13 protein-coding genes are annotated in these 15,658 nt (G+C 54.7%); 8 read left to right on the top strand and 5 right to left on the bottom strand.

Annotation, left to right across the window (positions count from 1 at the left end):
* Window positions 1-173: 173 nt before the first annotated feature.
* The 5 genes from LMS44_RS23770 to nhaD all read left to right on the top strand — a co-directional run bounded on the left by LMS44_RS23770 (window position 174) and on the right by nhaD (window position 7,168).
* A complete protein-coding gene (locus tag LMS44_RS23770) occupies window positions 174-974 on the top strand; it encodes an undecaprenyl-diphosphate phosphatase (protein ID WP_041157449.1) in 801 nt (266 codons plus the stop codon).
* Between the two features lie 12 nt (window positions 975-986).
* Window positions 987-2,156 (top strand): FAD:protein FMN transferase, encoded by a 1,170-nt coding sequence (locus tag LMS44_RS23765; protein ID WP_041157448.1) that lies wholly within the window; start codon window positions 987-989, stop codon window positions 2,154-2,156.
* 1 nt (window position 2,157) lies between these two features.
* Window positions 2,158-3,528 carry a bifunctional UDP-N-acetylglucosamine diphosphorylase/glucosamine-1-phosphate N-acetyltransferase GlmU gene (gene glmU, locus LMS44_RS23760; RefSeq protein WP_041157447.1) on the top strand — a complete coding sequence of 457 codons (1,371 nt, stop codon included), beginning with the start codon at window positions 2,158-2,160 and terminating at the stop codon, window positions 3,526-3,528.
* A gap of 189 nt (window positions 3,529-3,717) precedes the next feature.
* On the top strand, window positions 3,718-5,544 hold the full coding sequence (glmS, locus tag LMS44_RS23755; protein ID WP_041157446.1) for a glutamine--fructose-6-phosphate transaminase (isomerizing): 1,827 nt from the start codon (window positions 3,718-3,720) through the stop codon (window positions 5,542-5,544).
* 157 nt (window positions 5,545-5,701) lie between these two features.
* Window positions 5,702-7,168, top strand: a complete 1,467-nt coding sequence (gene nhaD, locus LMS44_RS23750) for a sodium:proton antiporter NhaD (RefSeq protein ID WP_022521061.1) — start codon at window positions 5,702-5,704, stop codon at window positions 7,166-7,168.
* Between the two features lie 89 nt (window positions 7,169-7,257).
* On the opposite strand, the gene LMS44_RS23745 is transcribed toward nhaD, so the two are convergent.
* From LMS44_RS23745 to LMS44_RS23735, 3 genes are all read right to left on the bottom strand, one after another.
* Entirely contained in the window at window positions 7,258-7,857 is a 600-nt protein-coding gene (locus LMS44_RS23745) for a CBS domain-containing protein (RefSeq protein WP_022521062.1), read from the bottom strand.
* A gap of 131 nt (window positions 7,858-7,988) precedes the next feature.
* Complete coding sequence (locus tag LMS44_RS23740; protein ID WP_022521063.1) at window positions 7,989-9,374, bottom strand: ATP-binding protein; 1,386 nt, start codon at window positions 9,372-9,374, stop codon at window positions 7,989-7,991.
* Window positions 9,371-10,051, bottom strand: a complete 681-nt coding sequence (locus tag LMS44_RS23735) for a response regulator transcription factor (RefSeq protein ID WP_022521064.1) — start codon at window positions 10,049-10,051, stop codon at window positions 9,371-9,373. Before LMS44_RS23735 ends, LMS44_RS23740 begins: the two co-directional genes overlap by 4 nt.
* Window positions 10,052-10,220: 169 nt before the next feature.
* Between LMS44_RS23735 and LMS44_RS23730 the strand changes: the two genes are divergently transcribed.
* Both LMS44_RS23730 and LMS44_RS23725 read left to right on the top strand, forming a co-directional pair.
* A complete protein-coding gene (locus LMS44_RS23730; RefSeq protein WP_138800885.1) occupies window positions 10,221-11,171 on the top strand; it encodes a GNAT family N-acetyltransferase in 951 nt (316 codons plus the stop codon).
* A 184-nt stretch (window positions 11,172-11,355) separates the two neighbouring features.
* The gene (locus LMS44_RS23725) at window positions 11,356-12,210 is read left to right on the top strand and encodes a c-type cytochrome (protein ID WP_498946570.1); all 855 of its coding nucleotides are present in this window, start codon (window positions 11,356-11,358) and stop codon (window positions 12,208-12,210) included.
* 106 nt (window positions 12,211-12,316) lie between these two features.
* On the opposite strand, the gene rep is transcribed toward LMS44_RS23725, so the two are convergent.
* A complete protein-coding gene (gene rep / locus LMS44_RS23720) occupies window positions 12,317-14,386 on the bottom strand; it encodes a DNA helicase Rep (protein ID WP_009286326.1) in 2,070 nt (689 codons plus the stop codon).
* Window positions 14,387-14,496: 110 nt separating this feature from the next.
* Between rep and LMS44_RS23715 the strand changes: the two genes are divergently transcribed.
* Window positions 14,497-14,967: a tRNA (cytidine(34)-2'-O)-methyltransferase gene (locus LMS44_RS23715; protein WP_022521067.1), complete on the top strand. Its 471-nt coding sequence runs from the start codon at window positions 14,497-14,499 to the stop codon at window positions 14,965-14,967.
* Here LMS44_RS23715 and pyrE read toward each other — a convergent pair whose 3' ends face one another.
* Window positions 14,968-15,633, bottom strand: a complete 666-nt coding sequence (gene pyrE / locus LMS44_RS23710) for an orotate phosphoribosyltransferase (protein ID WP_039857831.1) — start codon at window positions 15,631-15,633, stop codon at window positions 14,968-14,970.
* Window positions 15,634-15,658 lie beyond the last annotated feature (25 nt).

Raw genomic sequence — 15,658 nt, 5'->3', positions numbered from 1 at the left:
GCGCACTCCTTATATCCTCTATAGCCTCCACTGCTTTCAGGCTGTGAAACGATACCTTTGTGTGTCAGTGGTGGCTAGTCTCAGCAAAGGCAATGGCGGACAACGAATAGGTGGATGTGTATCCTTAAGCGCCATTGCAACCATTAAATTGTTTCTATGCACAGGATTTTTTTATGGATTGGCTCCAGGTGGTGGTGTTAGCGGTTGTTCAGGGAGTGTCAGAATTTTTACCCGTTTCAAGCTCTGCCCACCTAATCTTGGTGCCTGTGCTGACAGAGTGGCAAGATCAAGGCCTAGCCTTTGATGTTGCCCTACATTTAGGCAGCCTCTCCGCGGTGATTATCTATTTCCGGCAGGAAATTTGGCAGATGGTCATTAGCAGCTTGGCTGCGCTCAGCGGCAAAGGAGTGAACGAAGACGCACGACTGGCTTTATGGGTGACGTTAGCGACCATCCCGGTGGGGCTTATTGGTTTACTACTGCACGATGTTATTTCTCATTTTATGCGCTCTACGCTGATTATCGGCTTCAGTTTAATTGGTTTCGGGCTATTGTTGGGGTATGCCGATTGGCGTAAAGAGGGTACGCGCAGCGAGTACCAACTGCGTTTGAAGGATGTGCTGATTATTGGTGGTGCCCAGGCGCTAGCACTCATCCCAGGAACCTCGCGCTCGGGGATTACCATTACCGCGGCGCTGATGGTGGGCATGAACCGAGAAGGCGCCTCGCGCTTCTCTTTCTTATTATCAATCCCGGTGATTGTGCTGGCAGGTGGCCTAGAAGCAGTAGGGCTGTTTAGCGTTCCACAGTCGATTGATTGGATCGCGATGTTGGCGGGCACCCTGTTATCGGGAATAAGCGCGTATTTGTGTATTCACTACTTTCTGGTGGTTATAAAAAAATTGGGAATGCAGCCCTTTGTGATTTATCGCGTGCTGTTCGGCGTCTGGCTGCTGTGGTTCTTTTATTTTTAGGATAAAGCAACGATGAAAAAGGCTGTTGAACGCACAGCAAGGTGGGGACGTGCACTGATCGTAACGGGCTCACTGCTGGGCTTGGGGTTAGGCGTGGCAGGCTGCTCAGAGAGTGATCGACCGCTGGAACCACCGGTACGCTTTGATGGCAATATTTTCGGCACCTTCTACCAGGTGACCATTATGGATCCGCTTACTCAGGGCGAGTCTCTTGAATTGGAAGAGGGCTTTAAAGCAGAGTTGGAGAGCGTTGATCAGGCGATGTCGACCTACCGGGATGACTCGGAGCTGATCGCCTTCAACGAAGCGCCTTTAGATGAGTGGCAGCCGCTCTCCAATGAGCTTATTGACGTGCTTGCGATTAGCCAATCCGTCGCTGAAGCCAGCCACGGCGCTTTTGATATTACTGTAGGCGACCTGGTCAATTTATGGAGCTTTGGCCCCGGTGCACGGCCTGAAACCGTCCCTTCCGACGATGCCCTGTCCGAGGAGCTTGCCCAGGTAGGCATTGATGCGCTAGAAATCGACACCCAAAATATGCAGGCGCGGCGTACCCGCGATGTGTTTGTCGACCTTTCCGGCGTGGCCAAAGGCCATGGAACTGACCGCGTAGCTGCTTACCTGGAACAGCAGGGGCTGGAGCACTACTTAGTCAATATTGGCGGAGAACTGATCGCCCGCGGCCTGCGCGATGAGGAAGAACAAACGCCCTGGCAGATTGGCATTGAGGTGCCTGAAGATGTTCAGCAGCGTGCTCAGCATATTATCCCGCTAGAGAGTATGTCGGTGGCCACCTCGGGTGATTACCGCAACTATTTTGAAGTGAATGGCCAGCGCTTTTCCCACACCATTGATCCGCGCACGGGGCGGCCGGTGACCCACCAGCTTGCCTCGGTGTCTGTTTTCCATCCCTCCAATGCCTGGGCAGATGCCTGGGCGACGGCGCTACTGGTGGTTGGCGAGCAGGAGGCGATGCAACTGGCCATTGAGAATAACCTTAAAGTGCTTTTGCTCGTGCGTGATGGCGAGCAGTGGCGCAGCATTGCTAGCCCGGAATTTGTTAATTATTTTGGGGAAACGCTGGTTAATGAGTTGGGCATTGAACAACGACGAACCCCAGCGACCAACAGTCCCGCCACAGACAGCCCGGCGCCCGCTGACCCATCAGTAATAGGTGAATAGTATGCAAGAACTGGATATTGTCATTCTCGCCGCGGGTAAAGGCACGCGGATGCGTTCACAAATTCCTAAAGTGTTGCATCCCTTGGCCGGCAAGCCAATGGTGCAGCACGTGCTGGATACCGCTTCAGGGTTGCAGCCGGATCGCACCCATGTCGTTATTGGTCATGGCGCTGACCAACTGCGCGAAGTGCTGGCAGAAAAGCCTGTAAAGTTTGCCGTTCAGGCCGAGCAGAAGGGCACCGGACACGCGGTGGCGCAAGCGCTCGAGCAGTTAGGGAGCGGTAAGGTGTTAATCCTTTACGGCGATGTACCGCTGCTGCAGCGGGAATCCCTGAGCGAGCTGTTGGCCCATGTGGATGAGCAGCACATGGGGCTGTTGACGGTAACGCTAGCTGACCCCACGGGCTATGGGCGAATTGTGCGTGACGACGCAGGCGAAGCAGTGGCGATTGTTGAGCAAAAAGATGCCAGCAGCGCCGAGCTTGCGATTACCGAATGCAATACCGGTATTATGGCCATGACGAGTGCCCAGCTTAAACGCTGGTTACCGCAGCTCTCCGCAGAAAATGCCCAGGGTGAGTACTATCTGACCGATGTAATTGCCATGGCCGCAGCGGAAGGCATCAAGGTATGTACTGCCCAACCGGCCTCCGCCGTTGAAGTGGAAGGGGTTAATAATCGAGCGCAAATGGCCCGCTTGGAGCGCGTTTATCAACGCCAGTTTGCCGATAAGTTAATGGCACAAGGAGTGGCACTTGCCGACCCCGAACGGCTCGATGTGCGCGGACGTTTGACCTGCGGTCACGATGTGTTTATCGATGTGGGTTGTGTATTTGAAGGCGAAGTTGAACTAGGCGAGGGCGTGCGCATAGGCCCCTACTGCGTGATCAAAAACAGCACCATTGGTGCAGAGAGCGTGATAGAGCCCCACAGCGTGATAGACGGCACCGTGGCAGCTGGCCTGAACCAGGTTGGCCCCTTTGCGCGACTTCGCCCAGGGACGCGGCTAGCAGTAAAAGCCAAGGTGGGAAATTTCGTTGAAACCAAAAACGCCGATGTGGGTGAGGGCAGTAAGATCAATCACTTAAGCTATGTCGGTGATGCCCGATTGGGGCGTGACGTGAACGTGGGGGCAGGCACGATCACCTGTAACTATGACGGCGCTAACAAGCACCACACCGATATTGGTGATAACGCCTTCATCGGTTCGAACACCGCCTTGGTCGCACCTGTTTCGGTAGGCAAAGGCGCTACCATAGGGGCTGGATCTACGATTGCTAAAGATGTCACCGACTACGCGTTGGCCGTTACGCGAGGCCGTCAGCTAGAAAAAATTGATTGGCTGCGTCCTAGTAAAGTGACAAAGCCATAGGGCGAGAAGGAAGCAATTAAAGAGGGCTCTTGAGTCAGTCTTTAAAACAGCACTTAAAATCGTTTTTAAAATGGTGCTAAGAATCATTAAAAAGACGTATTCATAATCAATGGCCGTCGTTCTACCGTTCAGCGGGTTGGTCGAGTAGCGTTTGTGAAGAACTCTGGTTAATAAACTAGGAGAGTGATTATGTGTGGCATTGTGGCCGCCGTTGCCCAGCGCAACGTCCAAGAAATTCTATTAGAAGGACTAAAACGCCTGGAATATCGCGGCTACGATTCAGCCGGTATGACGGTGTTCAACGACGGCGTATTAACCCGCCATCGTGCGCTTGGAAAAGTGGCGGCGCTTACCGCTCAATTGGATAAGGCCGCGCTACCGGGTTTTTCGGGTATCGCGCATACCCGCTGGGCAACCCACGGTAAACCCTCTGAGGCCAATGCGCACCCGCACCACAGTAGCGATCAGGTTGCCGTTGTGCATAACGGTATCATTGAGAACTACGAGGCTATAAAAGAGAGCCTCCAGCGCAGTGGCTATGCGTTTAGCTCAGAAACCGATACCGAAGTAATTGCTCACTTACTCTTCGAAAAGCTGGCTGATGGGCTCAGCCTGTTTGATGCTACCCAGCAGATCGTTAACGGCTTAGGCGGCGCCTACGCACTGGGCGTAATGTGTGCTCAAGAACCTGGCGTGGTGGTTGGCGCGCGCCAGGGTAGTCCGCTGGTGGTCGGTGTGGGGATTAATGAGGCCTTTTTAGCCTCTGACCCGCTGGCGCTGCTGCCGGTCACAGATCGTTTTATTTACCTTGAAGAGGGCGATTTGGTCGAGCTGCGCGAGCAGGGTGCCATTCGCATTGTGGATCGCCACGGTAACGACGTCGAGCGCCCTATCCATACCTTTGAGCACGGCGATGGCGCGGCCAGTAAGGGCAATTATCGCCACTATATGCTCAAAGAGATTTTCGAGCAGCCAACGGTGATTGAGGCGGCACTAGAGGGGCGGCTGAGCGCTCAAAGCGTGTTAATAGAGAGCTTTGGCCCCGATGCGCTGGCGCTTTTCCAGCGCACTCGCCACGTGCATATCATTGCCTGCGGCACCAGCTACCATGCGGGGCTGGTGGCGCGCTATTGGCTGGAGCGCTATGCGGGGGTGCCGGTGCAGGTCGAGGTGGCCTCTGAATATCGCTACCGCCACCCGGTCGTGCCCGAAGGCACGCTGTTTGTCACCCTCTCCCAGTCCGGCGAAACCGCCGATACCCTGGCCGCGTTACGCTTTGCTAAAACCCTCAACTATGTGGGTTCGCTGGCGATTTGTAACGTGCCCGGTAGTTCGCTGGTGCGGGAGTCGGATATGTCTCTCATGACCCGCGCGGGCCCTGAAATTGGCGTGGCCTCTACCAAAGCCTTTACTACCCAGTTAGTGGCGTTAATGCTGCTGACGCTTTCGGTCAGTAAAGCCAAAAATCAGGTTGAGTATCCGGGTATTATCGCTGCGCTGCGCACGTTGCCGGAGGTGTGTCAGCGGGTGTTGGCGTTGGATAGCCAGATCGAAATACTTTCCCAAGCGTTTGCAGAGAAACATCATGCGCTCTTCTTGGGGCGCGGAGCTCACTATCCGATTGCCCTTGAAGGGGCGTTAAAGCTCAAAGAGATTTCCTATATTCATGCCGAGGCGTATCCCGCAGGGGAGTTAAAGCATGGCCCGCTGGCGCTAGTGGATAGCGAAATGCCAGTGATATCGGTCGCCCCCAACGATGATCTGCTTGAAAAGCTAAAATCCAACCTTCAGGAAGTCCGTGCCCGCGGCGGCAAACTGTTTGTGTTCGCCGATGAAAGCGTGGGTATCGACGTCCAGGAAGATATTCGTGTGCTGACCCTGCCACACGTGCACGAAGCGCTGGCGCCGCTGCTGTATACCCTGCCGCTACAGCTATTGAGTTACCACGTGGCCGTGCTCAAAGGTACCGATGTTGACCAGCCGCGTAATCTGGCCAAGAGTGTGACGGTGGAGTGACGACGACGCCAAACCTTGTGAGTAGTTGAACTAATAAAAATGCTTTACGAGATGCGGCAATAAGTCGCATCTTATGCGCAACCGTTGCGTTGCAGCATGTCATTAGGGTGCTTATGATCGTGGCGGTCTTTTTCCCTTCTGATTGGATAACATCGCCATGAAACCACCAAACGTCCACGTAACCCGGCATTATGCTAGCCGGGTCGCTTGGTTGTTGCTCGCCTGCACGCTTTTTGTCTTTCCTTCCCTCTCTTATGCCGCCGCTGGGCCCCTTGATCTTACTCTTTCACTTGCCGGTATCTCTTCTGTCGTGATCTTCGTGCTCGCCTATGCGTTGGTGATGAGTGAAGAGCTACTGCATATGCGTAAGTCTAAGCCGGTGCTGGTTGCGGCAGGGCTTATCTGGGCGCTAGTGGCCTGGGTCTATGTACAAGCGGGGATGCCGGAAGAGGCGGAAACCGCCTTCCGTGAAACACTGCTTGAATACGCTGAGCTACTGCTGTTTTTGCTGGTGGCAATGACCTATATCAACGCCATGGAAGAGCGTCGGGTATTTGATGCGCTACGTTCTTGGCTAGTGCGTAAAGGCTTCAGCTATCGCTCCTTGTTCTGGATTACCGGTGTCATGGCATTCGGTATTTCGGCGATTGCCAACAATATGACCACCGCCATGCTGATGTGCGCCGTGGTACTCAAAGTGGCCGAGGGTGATAATAAGTTTATCGGCCTTTGCTGTGTCAATGTGGTGGTAGCTTCTAACGCGGGTGGTGCTTTTAGCCCATTTGGCGATATCACCACGCTGATGGTGTGGCAGGCGGGCCAAGTACCATTTGAAGGCTTCTTCGCGCTGCTGCTTCCGGCGGTGGTTAATTTCATGGTGCCTGCGGTTATCATGAATTTCTTTATCGTCAATCGTCAGCCTGCTTCGCTTAAAGAGAATGTCTGGCTCAAGCGCGGCGCACGGCGAATTATCGTACTGTTTTTGATTACCGTGGCCATCTCGGTACTGTGCCATTCTATCCTCTACTTACCGCCTGCCATGGGCATGATGTTTGGTTTAGGCCTGCTGCAGTTCTTTGGTTACTACCTACGCCGCAGCCTGCCGCGTTCGCTTGAACGCAAGCGTGAGCGCTACTCCCGCCGGGGCGATTGGAAGAAGCTGGAGCAGCTAGGTAGCGTGGTTCCCTTCGATATTTTCAGCCGTATCGCTCGTTCCGAGTGGGATACGCTGCTGTTCTTCTACGGGGTTGTAATGTGTGTGGGTGGCCTTGGCTTTATGGGCTACCTCAGCCTGCTTTCCGAAACGCTCTACGGCAGTTGGAACCCGGTGTGGGCGAACGTGGTGCTGGGGCTTATCTCGGCAGTCGTGGACAACATCCCGGTGATGTTCGCAGTACTTTCCATGGCCCCGGATATGACGGAGGGTAACTGGCTGTTGATTACCTTAACCGCAGGCGTGGGGGGTAGTTTGCTCTCTATGGGCTCAGCCGCGGGGGTTGCCCTTATGGGGCAGGCGCGAGGTATTTATACCTTTGCCGTACACCTTCGCTGGGTACCGGCAATATTGCTGGGCTATGCCGCCAGCATTGCGACGCATCTTTGGATTAACGGCGCGTTGTTTTAAACGCTGTATAGCAAACTGAAAACGCCCCTCACTGAGTAACCAGTGAGGGGCGTTTCTAGATGTAAATTAAATGGGTTAACGATCAGTCGTTATAGATCGTGGCCAGTTATGACTTGGCAAATATCAGCGAAGCTTTTCGCCATAGGCACCGGGTTGATTTCTTTACCTACCGCGCTCTGTATATCACTGGCTGAGATAATGCCGCGAATTCTAAGTTCGTGGTTATCGTTTTGCTCTGTGATTAACAGGTGTTGATCGGTCACGGCTTCCATCGACAGCACCAGATCCTCAATGGTCAGCGATGCCAGCTGGGTGATGGTCATGGCGCTAAGCTTGTGCCACGGGGTCATGATCATTTCAGCGGTCACTTCTTCGCGGCTGAGGTTACGCTGCTGCATGGCGATGTTGATACGCCGCGTACCAATCACTTCTTTTGAGTTAATAATTCCGATGCAGTGCGCTTGGTGATCCATCACGAACAGCAGTCTTACACCGCTATAACGCATCTTGAGATGCGCCTCGTCGATAGGCGTGTCGGCATCAACGGATTGAGGCATGACTTGGGAAAAGTCGGTCAGTACCGTCATCGCTGGGCTAGTAGGCAGTAGCCGCCGCGCAGTTGGCTTGGCTAGCAGTGGTGCTGAGCCTAGTTGAATTAAGGGTTTAGGTGAAAAAGTCACTTGGTTCATCAGGGTACCTCCATGTGGAGAAAAGAGGGAGCCGTGGGTGTCTGGCTCGCCTTGTACCTCCACAGTTGCACGCAATTCTTATCGCAACCTTAAGAGACTCATAAAACTCAGTTTAGCAAGAAAAGAGGGTGCTACTCCTCTTTTAGGCGCTGTAAAACAATACGCACACGCAATCCCCCACTGGGGGCATCATCAAGCTGAAGGGTTCCGCCATGGCGTGTGACCAGCCGCTCAACGATGGAAAGTCCTAATCCTGAACCAGCACTGGGGCCCGAGCGTTGAAAGCGCTCAACCACTTTTTTGCGTTCATTGATTGGTATCCCCGGGCCTTGGTCATCCACCGTTAATTGAAAGCTTTGTGGCGTCGTCGCTAGGGTGATGCTGATGACACTATGGTTAGGCGAGTGTTGGATAGCATTACCGACTAGATTCTGTACCAGGGTTTCAATGGCACCGGGCTCTTCTAATATCGACCAATCTGCCTGCTCATCTGCATTTAACAGCAGTTGCTGTTCGCGCTCAGCGGCCAGCGGCGAAAGCTTAGCAAGGGTCTCACGCACTTCACTAAGCAACTGGCTAGTGCGGTATTCAGGCTGCGACTCCTCTTCAGGCTCCAGGCGAGCCAGCGTTAAGAGTTGGGTAACCAAGCGCGTGGCCCGTGCAACGCCGCCGCGAAGGTGACTGAGTGCCTCCTGACGATCTTCAAGATTGTCGGCAGTCAGGGCATTCTGGGCGTGTAGATCAAGCACTGCTAACGGGGTACGTAATTCATGGGCGGCATCGGCAATAAAGCGCTTTTCACGCACGCGCATTATGCGGATTCGCTCTAACAGCCGGTTGAGCGCACCGGCGATAGTATCTAGTTCCTGGGGCAGTGGGCTGAGGGTGAGGGGCTGTAAATTATGCGGATCACGATTGCGAATTTGCTCGGCCATGCGCAACAGTGGTACCAAGCCCCAGCCAATCGACCACCACAGCAGGGCGGTGAGTAGCGGCAGGCCAATCAGGTCGGGCAGTAACGTGCGCAATGCTACCGCCCTGATCAGCTCCCCGCGAACGTCTTCGCGCTCGCTAACCACAATCCGCTGTATGGAGTTGGGGATGTCGAGTACATAAATGCGCCATTGGATCTCATCAATAGACTGACTAGTGAAACCCAAAGGGAGATCGGCCAACGGCGACTCAGGGGCATTAGCTGAGCGCAACAGGAGGCGGTTCCGTTCCCATAGCTGAAAGCCCAGCTGGCTATCCGCCCGGTAACCTGCAAAGCGTCGATCAGATCTCGCCGTTTTGCCTAGAGCGCTTTCTAGGCTGTTGAGCAGTACTCCCCGGGCCTCATCTGGCAGCGGTGCTTGCAACAAGCCTTCTAATAAGCGCGCATTTTGCTCAAGACTGGCGTCGTACAATGCTTCAATTTCATGGGCAGCGTAGCGATAGCTGATAAAGCCAATCACCAGCATGCTAATGCCAAACACCAGCAGCGCTAGCCCCAGAGTGCGTTGGCGGATAGAGGTCATGAGTGCTGATCCTGGTCCGTTTTATCCATTACGTAACCAATGCCGCGTAGTGTGCGAATCAGGTGAGGAAAGAATTTTCGCCGAAGGTGGTGCACATGTACTTCAATGGCATTGCTTTCTACATCTTCATCCCAGCCATAGACCAAGCGCGTTAGGGTATCGCGGGTGAACACTCGCCCAGGGTGACTCATAAACTCTTGCAGCAGGGTTAATTCCCGTCGTGATAACACCACGGGTTTCCCCTGGTAGCTAACCTGCATGGTTAACGGATCAAGGCGAATACCTCGGCACTCCAGGGCGCTGTTTACCTGGTCACTGCTACGTCTCAACAAGGCTCTCAGGCGGGCTTTTAATTCAGCGACCTCAAACGGCTTGGTTAAATAATCATCGGCACCTGCATCCAACCCGGCGATACGTTCATCGACGGCATCGCGAGCGGTTAATACCAAAATGGGCACGCGATTGCCCAGCCGCCGCACGGCTTCCAGTACCTGCATACCATCCATACGCGGTAGCCCCAGATCGAGAATGACCGCATCAAAAGGTTCACCTTCCTTTAACGCGGCCAAGGCGCTAACGCCATCACTCAGGTGATCCACCGTGAAATTCTCGGGCTTTAATGCCAAGCGAATGCCCGAGGCTAAGCTCGGATCGTCTTCTACCAACAATATACGCATGGCGGGATGGTTACTCCTTTAAATCATTCGCTGCCATTAACCTTTGAAATAAGCACGGATAAGGGTGGCGTGCAAAGGCTTAGGCCGTCAGGATGAGGTTATAAATTGTAGGCTAATAACGTAGCACGCTTTATTACTTCTTCGGAGCTCGGCATTTGATTGATCAGCCATGACGTCTAGTGACCCCTCAAATAGCCCAGAGGTAGTACTTTGCCCGCCAGCACGGCGTCGCGAGGCACTGCTGCAGCTGTCTGCTGCTCATGACCCTGAACAGCAAGCGGCACTGAGCGCTGCCGTAAAGGCAATGTACAATCAACCAGATGTCCAGTGGGATGGGCTATGGATAACTATTGAGGCAGGCCAGTTAGTGAGCGCCATCTGGGTACAACCTCTGCCCATGAATATGGCGCAGCTATGGTTACCCAAGCCGTTGCCCAGCGAGCAGGGTGTGCATACTAGCGCACTATTGCGTGCGGCCAATGCATGGGTAGAAGCCCACAATATTCGCTTGTGCCACTTGGAGCTGTCATCCCAGGCGCCCGTATCAGAAGCGCTGCTACGTGAGCATGGCATGCAGCGTTTGGCTTGCTTGGATCATTTAACCGGCAGTAGCCGCTACCGCTTAGCGATGAATGAAGCGCTGCCGCTTTCACTGCAGCCGCTTTGCGAGTTTTCTTGGGCGGAGCAGCTGAATCTGCTGGCCGCAGTGGGTCAGGGTTCGCTGGATAGCCGACCCCTGCGCGACGTACTCTCAGTGGAAGAGTTATTGAATGGGTTTTATCAGCAGGATCCCCAAGCGCCACAGCACTGGTACGCAGTGGGCTATCACGAGGCTGTGGTGGGTGTGCTACTGCTTGCGCCGCGCCCTGCGCTAGGCCGTTGGGAGCTAATGTTAATGGGACTAACACCGAATTGGCGTGGCAAAGGCTTGGGGCGCTCGTTGTTAAATAAAGGCCTCGCGCTTGCCCAGCAGGCTGGCGTGCAGGAGGTCACGCTGGCGGTAGATGACATAAATTTACCGGCTAAACGGCTTTACCAGCAGGCGGGTTTCATACGCTATGCGCAGCAACGTTTATTCGCCTGGAAAGGCAGTGGTGAGAGGAGGAGTTTGCCAAATTAAGCTGCCAATAGTAGTCAACGGTTGAATAGGCGCGCTTAGTAGCATTTTCTTGCGCTTTGCGTTGCCGTTATACTAGTCCTATATGCACGTCTTGGCGTCTCAGCTGCGCACCGTCGATATTGGCGCTGCCACGCACAGGGGTTGAGGATAAAAGTTTGATGACAATACTCAAGAGGTGGTGAGAGTGAAAGCTAAGCTGATCATGAGCGGGCTGGCGGCCCTCGGCTTCATGGCGGGCACATCCAGTGTTTATGCCCAAGATGACGCCGCACGTGATGCGATTGCCGAGCGTTTGGCGCCGGTGGGTCAACTCTGTTTACAAGGCCAAGACTGTGGCACCGCAGCGGCACCTCCTAGCGATAGTAGCAGTGGCGGTGATATCGACGGTGAGGGCATCTACGGTAATGTATGTAGCGCCTGTCATGAATCGGGCGCTGCGGGCGCACCTATTCGTGGTGATGAAGAGGCCTGGGCTGAACGTGCTGAACAAGGCTTCGCCACGCTGCTAGATCACGCTATTAACGGTATTGGCGCCATGCCGGCGAAAGGCGGTAACCCCAACCTTTCCGATGAAGAAGTGGAAGCGGCGGTCGCCTATATGGTTGAGCCGGTTATGGAAGTGCCCGAGTTGAGTGGCGGTGATGAAGCTGCTGCAGAGGCCGAAGCTTCTAGCGACGAAGGTGCCGCCGATGAGGCCGCTACCGAAGAGACCGCCGCTGCTGAAGGTGAAGCGGCAACTGAAGAAATGGCTTCTAACGACGATGCAGCAGTTGAAGAAGCCAGCGGTGGCAGCGACTTAGACGGTGAAGCTCTCTACGCAAGTTCTGGCTGTGTGGCATGTCACGATAACGGCGTTGCTGGCGCACCGACAATTGGCGATTCAGAAGCTTGGGCGGCGCGTTTAGAGAAGGGGGCTGATGAGCTCTACGCCAGCGCCATTAACGGTATCGGTGCTATGCCAGCCAAAGGCGGTAATCCCAATCTTTCCGATGAAGAAGTGATGGCTGTTGTCGATTATTTAATGGCTGAAGCCCAGTAAAGTAAGCAGCAATGATTTAGCTTGGTAAATTTATCCACAGGGTGTTTTAGTCGCCGCCCTGTGGATATTCTTTTTTTAAAAGCCTAATTTTATAACTCCCGCTTTATCACCCCAGCAGCGAACGCAGCCCGGCAATGGCGTCTTTACCGCGGGCCTGCTTCTTATCCGGATCCTCTTTATCGGCACGACCTTCCCACTCCAAATCCTCCCCGGGAAGCTCGTCTAAAAAGCGGCTGGGCGTACAGTCCATCAGTTCACCGTAGGCTTTGCGCTGGCGGGCAAGCGTCAGCGTTAGCGTGCGCCGCGCCCGGGTAATGCCCACATAGGCCAGCCGCCGCTCCTCCTCCACAGTGCCTACTTCGATGGCGTTGCGGTGAGGCAGTAGATCCTCTTCCAAGCCCATTAAATAGACGTGGGGGAACTCCAGGCCTTTTGAGGCGTGCATGGTGAGTAGCTGTACTCTATCCGAGTCATCCTCTTCCGCCTGCTGCTCCAGAATATCGCGCAGTACCAAGCGTGAAATAGCCGCTTCTACGCCGTCGGTTTCGGTCTCGGTGGAATCGGTATCGTCCTCTGGGTCGCGGTTGAGGGATTTTTCTAGCTGGTCGATTAGAATCCACACGTTGGCCATGCGACGTTCGGCGACGGTGGGCGCGCTGGCGTTTTGATACAGCCAGGCTTCGTAATCCATATCCCGCAGCATGTCGCGAATGGCGGCAATGGCATCGCCTTGATCCATGCGCTTGCGCACGCCGTCGATAAAGTGGGTAAAGCGCGACAATCGCTCCACGGCTCGGGTCGGTAATACTTGCTCCAACCCAAGCTCATGGCAGGCGGCAAACAGCGAAATTGAGCGTTCTGTAGCATAGTTGGCGAGCTTCTCTACCGTTCCAGGGCCCACTTCGCGGCGTGGCACGTTCACAATGCGCAAAAAAGCGTTGTCGTCGGCGGGATTAATCAGCAGGCGCAGGTAAGCCATGGTGTCTTTAATCTCGTTGCGCGAGAAAAACGACGTACCACCGGAGAGCTTGTAAGGAATTTGGTAGTGCTGCAGCTTAAGCTCTAACAAGCGGGCCTGGAAATTGCCCCGATAAAGCACCGCAAAGTCCCGCCACTCGGCCTTTTCCTTGATACGCCGGGTGAGCATTTCGCTGGCGACCCGCTCAGACTCCGCCTCTTCATGACGATTCACGATTACTCGAATAGGCGCGCCGTCGCCCATATCAGACCATAGTGTCTTCTCGTAAACGTGGGGGTTATTGGCGATCAGTGTGTTGGCTGCGCGCAGTATCGTGGCGGTAGAGCGGTAGTTTTGCTCCAGCTTGATGACTTTCAGGCGTGGGAAATCCTCACCCAGGGTAATCAGGTTTTCAGGGCGTGCACCGCGCCAGGCGTAGATCGACTGGTCATCGTCGCCTACCACGGTAAAGGTGGAGCGCTCCGCCATCAGCAGTTTCACCAGCAGGTACTGGGAGACGTTGGTGTCTTGATACTCATCGACGAGCATATAGTGGATTTTGCGCCGCCAGCGCTCTAGTGCTTCCGTATCGTTCTTGAGCAGTACCACCGGCAGCAGAATCAGATCATCGAAATCCACCGCGTTGTAGGCTTTTAAATGGCGTACGTAGGCTTCATACACCCGAGCGGCAAAGTGCTCATCGTCATCAGCCGCAAACGAGAGCGCATCGCTGGGTAGCACCAAGTCGTTCTTCCAGGTGGAAATTTTGCTCTGCACGGCGTTGATCTGCTCGGCGTCCACCTGAGCGTCTTTATTCATCAAATCGCGCAGCAGTGCTTTGGCGTCTTCCGGGTCAAATAGCGAAAAGCCCGGTTTATAGCCCAAGGTTTTAAGCTCGCCACGGATAATATTCAGCCCCAGGGTGTGAAATGTAGAGACCGTCAGCCCGTGGCCCTCTTTGCCGTGGAGCATCTGGCCCACGCGCTCTTTCATCTCTCGGGCGGCTTTATTGGTAAAGGTCACCGCGGCGATTCTGCGCGCGCTCATCCCACACTCTTGCACCAAATAGGCAATTTTAGTGGTGATAACGCTGGTTTTACCGGAACCTGCACCCGCCAACACCAGGCAAGGGCCATCAATGTAGCGCACGGCTTCCTGTTGGCGCGGGTTTAGCCCTTTGATGCGGCTAAGAATGCTCTTGGGCGTTGCGGGCGTCATGGCGTCGGTCGTCCTCTACGAGAGTTGCAGGCGGTTTCAATTACGATTTCAAGTACGGTTTCAAGTACAATCGTCCGCTTGGCGAATGCATAATAAACAGGCAGGTGGAGATGTTTGAAGTAGCGCTTTTTGAACCGCGTATGGCGCCCAATACGGGCAATATCATGCGCTTGGTGGCCAATAATGGCTGCCGGTTACACCTGATTGAGCCGCTTGGCTTCGACCTGGAAGAGAAGAAGCTGCGTCGCGCCGGGCTGGATTACCGCGACCTCGACAACGTCACTCGCCACGCCGATTTTAGCGCCTTTCAGCAAACCATGCAGGGGCGGCGCATCTGGGCGATCACTACCAAAGGCACGCGCACCTACAGCGATGCGGACTTTGCCCCAGGCGATGTACTGCTGTTTGGCTCTGAAACCGCTGGGCTCTCACCCCAGGTGCATGAAGCGCTAACTTCGGAGCATAAATTGCGCCTGCCCATGCAGCCGAACAACCGTAGCCTAAACCTGTCCAACGCCGTGGCTATTGTGAGCTACGAGGCGTGGCGCCAGCAAGGTTTTGCTGGCGCGTTGCAGGTCTAATCAGCCAGCAATCCCATAGCGGTCACGATAAGCCCTGATCGCTTCAGCGTAGGCGAGCATTTCGCCACCGGCATGCTCTTCCAGATAAGTGAGCACTTGCTCCAGGGTAACGATACTGACCACCGGCATGGCATACTGAGCCTGCACTTCCTGAATCGCGCTCTGCTCGCCCTGGCCGCGCTCTTGACGGTCGAGTGCGATAATTACCCCGGCGGCCTGAGCACCGCTCTGCTCAATCAGCGTCATCACTTCGCGAATCGCGGTGCCCGCGGTAATCACGTCATCAATGATCAAAATATCGCCAGCAAGCGGTGCGCCCACAATATTGCCGCCTTCTCCGTGGGTTTTAGCCTCTTTGCGGTTGAAGGCGTAGGGCATATCCCGGTCGTGATGATCGGCCAGTGCCGCCGCGGTGACTGCCGCCAGTGGGATACCTTTGTACGCCGGGCCAAACAACACATCGGCGTTTAAGCCGCTATCGACAATCGCCTGGGCGTAAAAACGCCCCAGTTTGGCCAGTGCACGACCGGTTTGAAACAGCCCTGCGTTGAAAAAGTAGGGGCTAACGCGGCCAGATTTAAGCGTAAACTCGCCAAACTTAAGCACGCCTTGCTCAATGGCAAAGGCAATGAAATCGCGCTGGTAGGGTTGTAGAGTGGTGGCCACGGCATTCCTCACTAGGCGGTAGGTT

The sequence above is a fragment of the Halomonas profundus genome (assembly GCF_020865425.1).
Classification (GTDB): Bacteria; Pseudomonadota; Gammaproteobacteria; order Pseudomonadales; family Halomonadaceae; genus Vreelandella; species Vreelandella titanicae.
This window is presented reverse-complemented; position numbering and strand designations above follow the sequence as displayed.

Excerpts from the sequence above, each read along its gene's own strand:
- LMS44_RS23770 (WP_041157449.1), top strand. The coding sequence starts at position 174 with ATGGATTGGCTCCAGGTGGTGGTGTTAGCGGTTGTTCAGGGAGTGTCA.
- LMS44_RS23715 (WP_022521067.1), top strand. The coding sequence starts at position 14,497 with ATGTTTGAAGTAGCGCTTTTTGAACCGCGTATGGCGCCCAATACGGGC.
- nhaD (WP_022521061.1), top strand. The coding sequence starts at position 5,702 with ATGAAACCACCAAACGTCCACGTAACCCGGCATTATGCTAGCCGGGTC.
- LMS44_RS23765 (WP_041157448.1), top strand. The coding sequence starts at position 987 with ATGAAAAAGGCTGTTGAACGCACAGCAAGGTGGGGACGTGCACTGATC.
- LMS44_RS23740 (WP_022521063.1), bottom strand. The coding sequence starts at position 9,374 with ATGACCTCTATCCGCCAACGCACTCTGGGGCTAGCGCTGCTGGTGTTT.
- glmU (WP_041157447.1), top strand. The coding sequence starts at position 2,158 with ATGCAAGAACTGGATATTGTCATTCTCGCCGCGGGTAAAGGCACGCGG.
- glmS (WP_041157446.1), top strand. The coding sequence starts at position 3,718 with ATGTGTGGCATTGTGGCCGCCGTTGCCCAGCGCAACGTCCAAGAAATT.
- LMS44_RS23745 (WP_022521062.1), bottom strand. The coding sequence starts at position 7,857 with ATGAACCAAGTGACTTTTTCACCTAAACCCTTAATTCAACTAGGCTCA.
- LMS44_RS23735 (WP_022521064.1), bottom strand. The coding sequence starts at position 10,051 with ATGCGTATATTGTTGGTAGAAGACGATCCGAGCTTAGCCTCGGGCATT.
- rep (WP_009286326.1), bottom strand. The coding sequence starts at position 14,386 with ATGACGCCCGCAACGCCCAAGAGCATTCTTAGCCGCATCAAAGGGCTA.
- LMS44_RS23730 (WP_138800885.1), top strand. The coding sequence starts at position 10,221 with ATGACGTCTAGTGACCCCTCAAATAGCCCAGAGGTAGTACTTTGCCCG.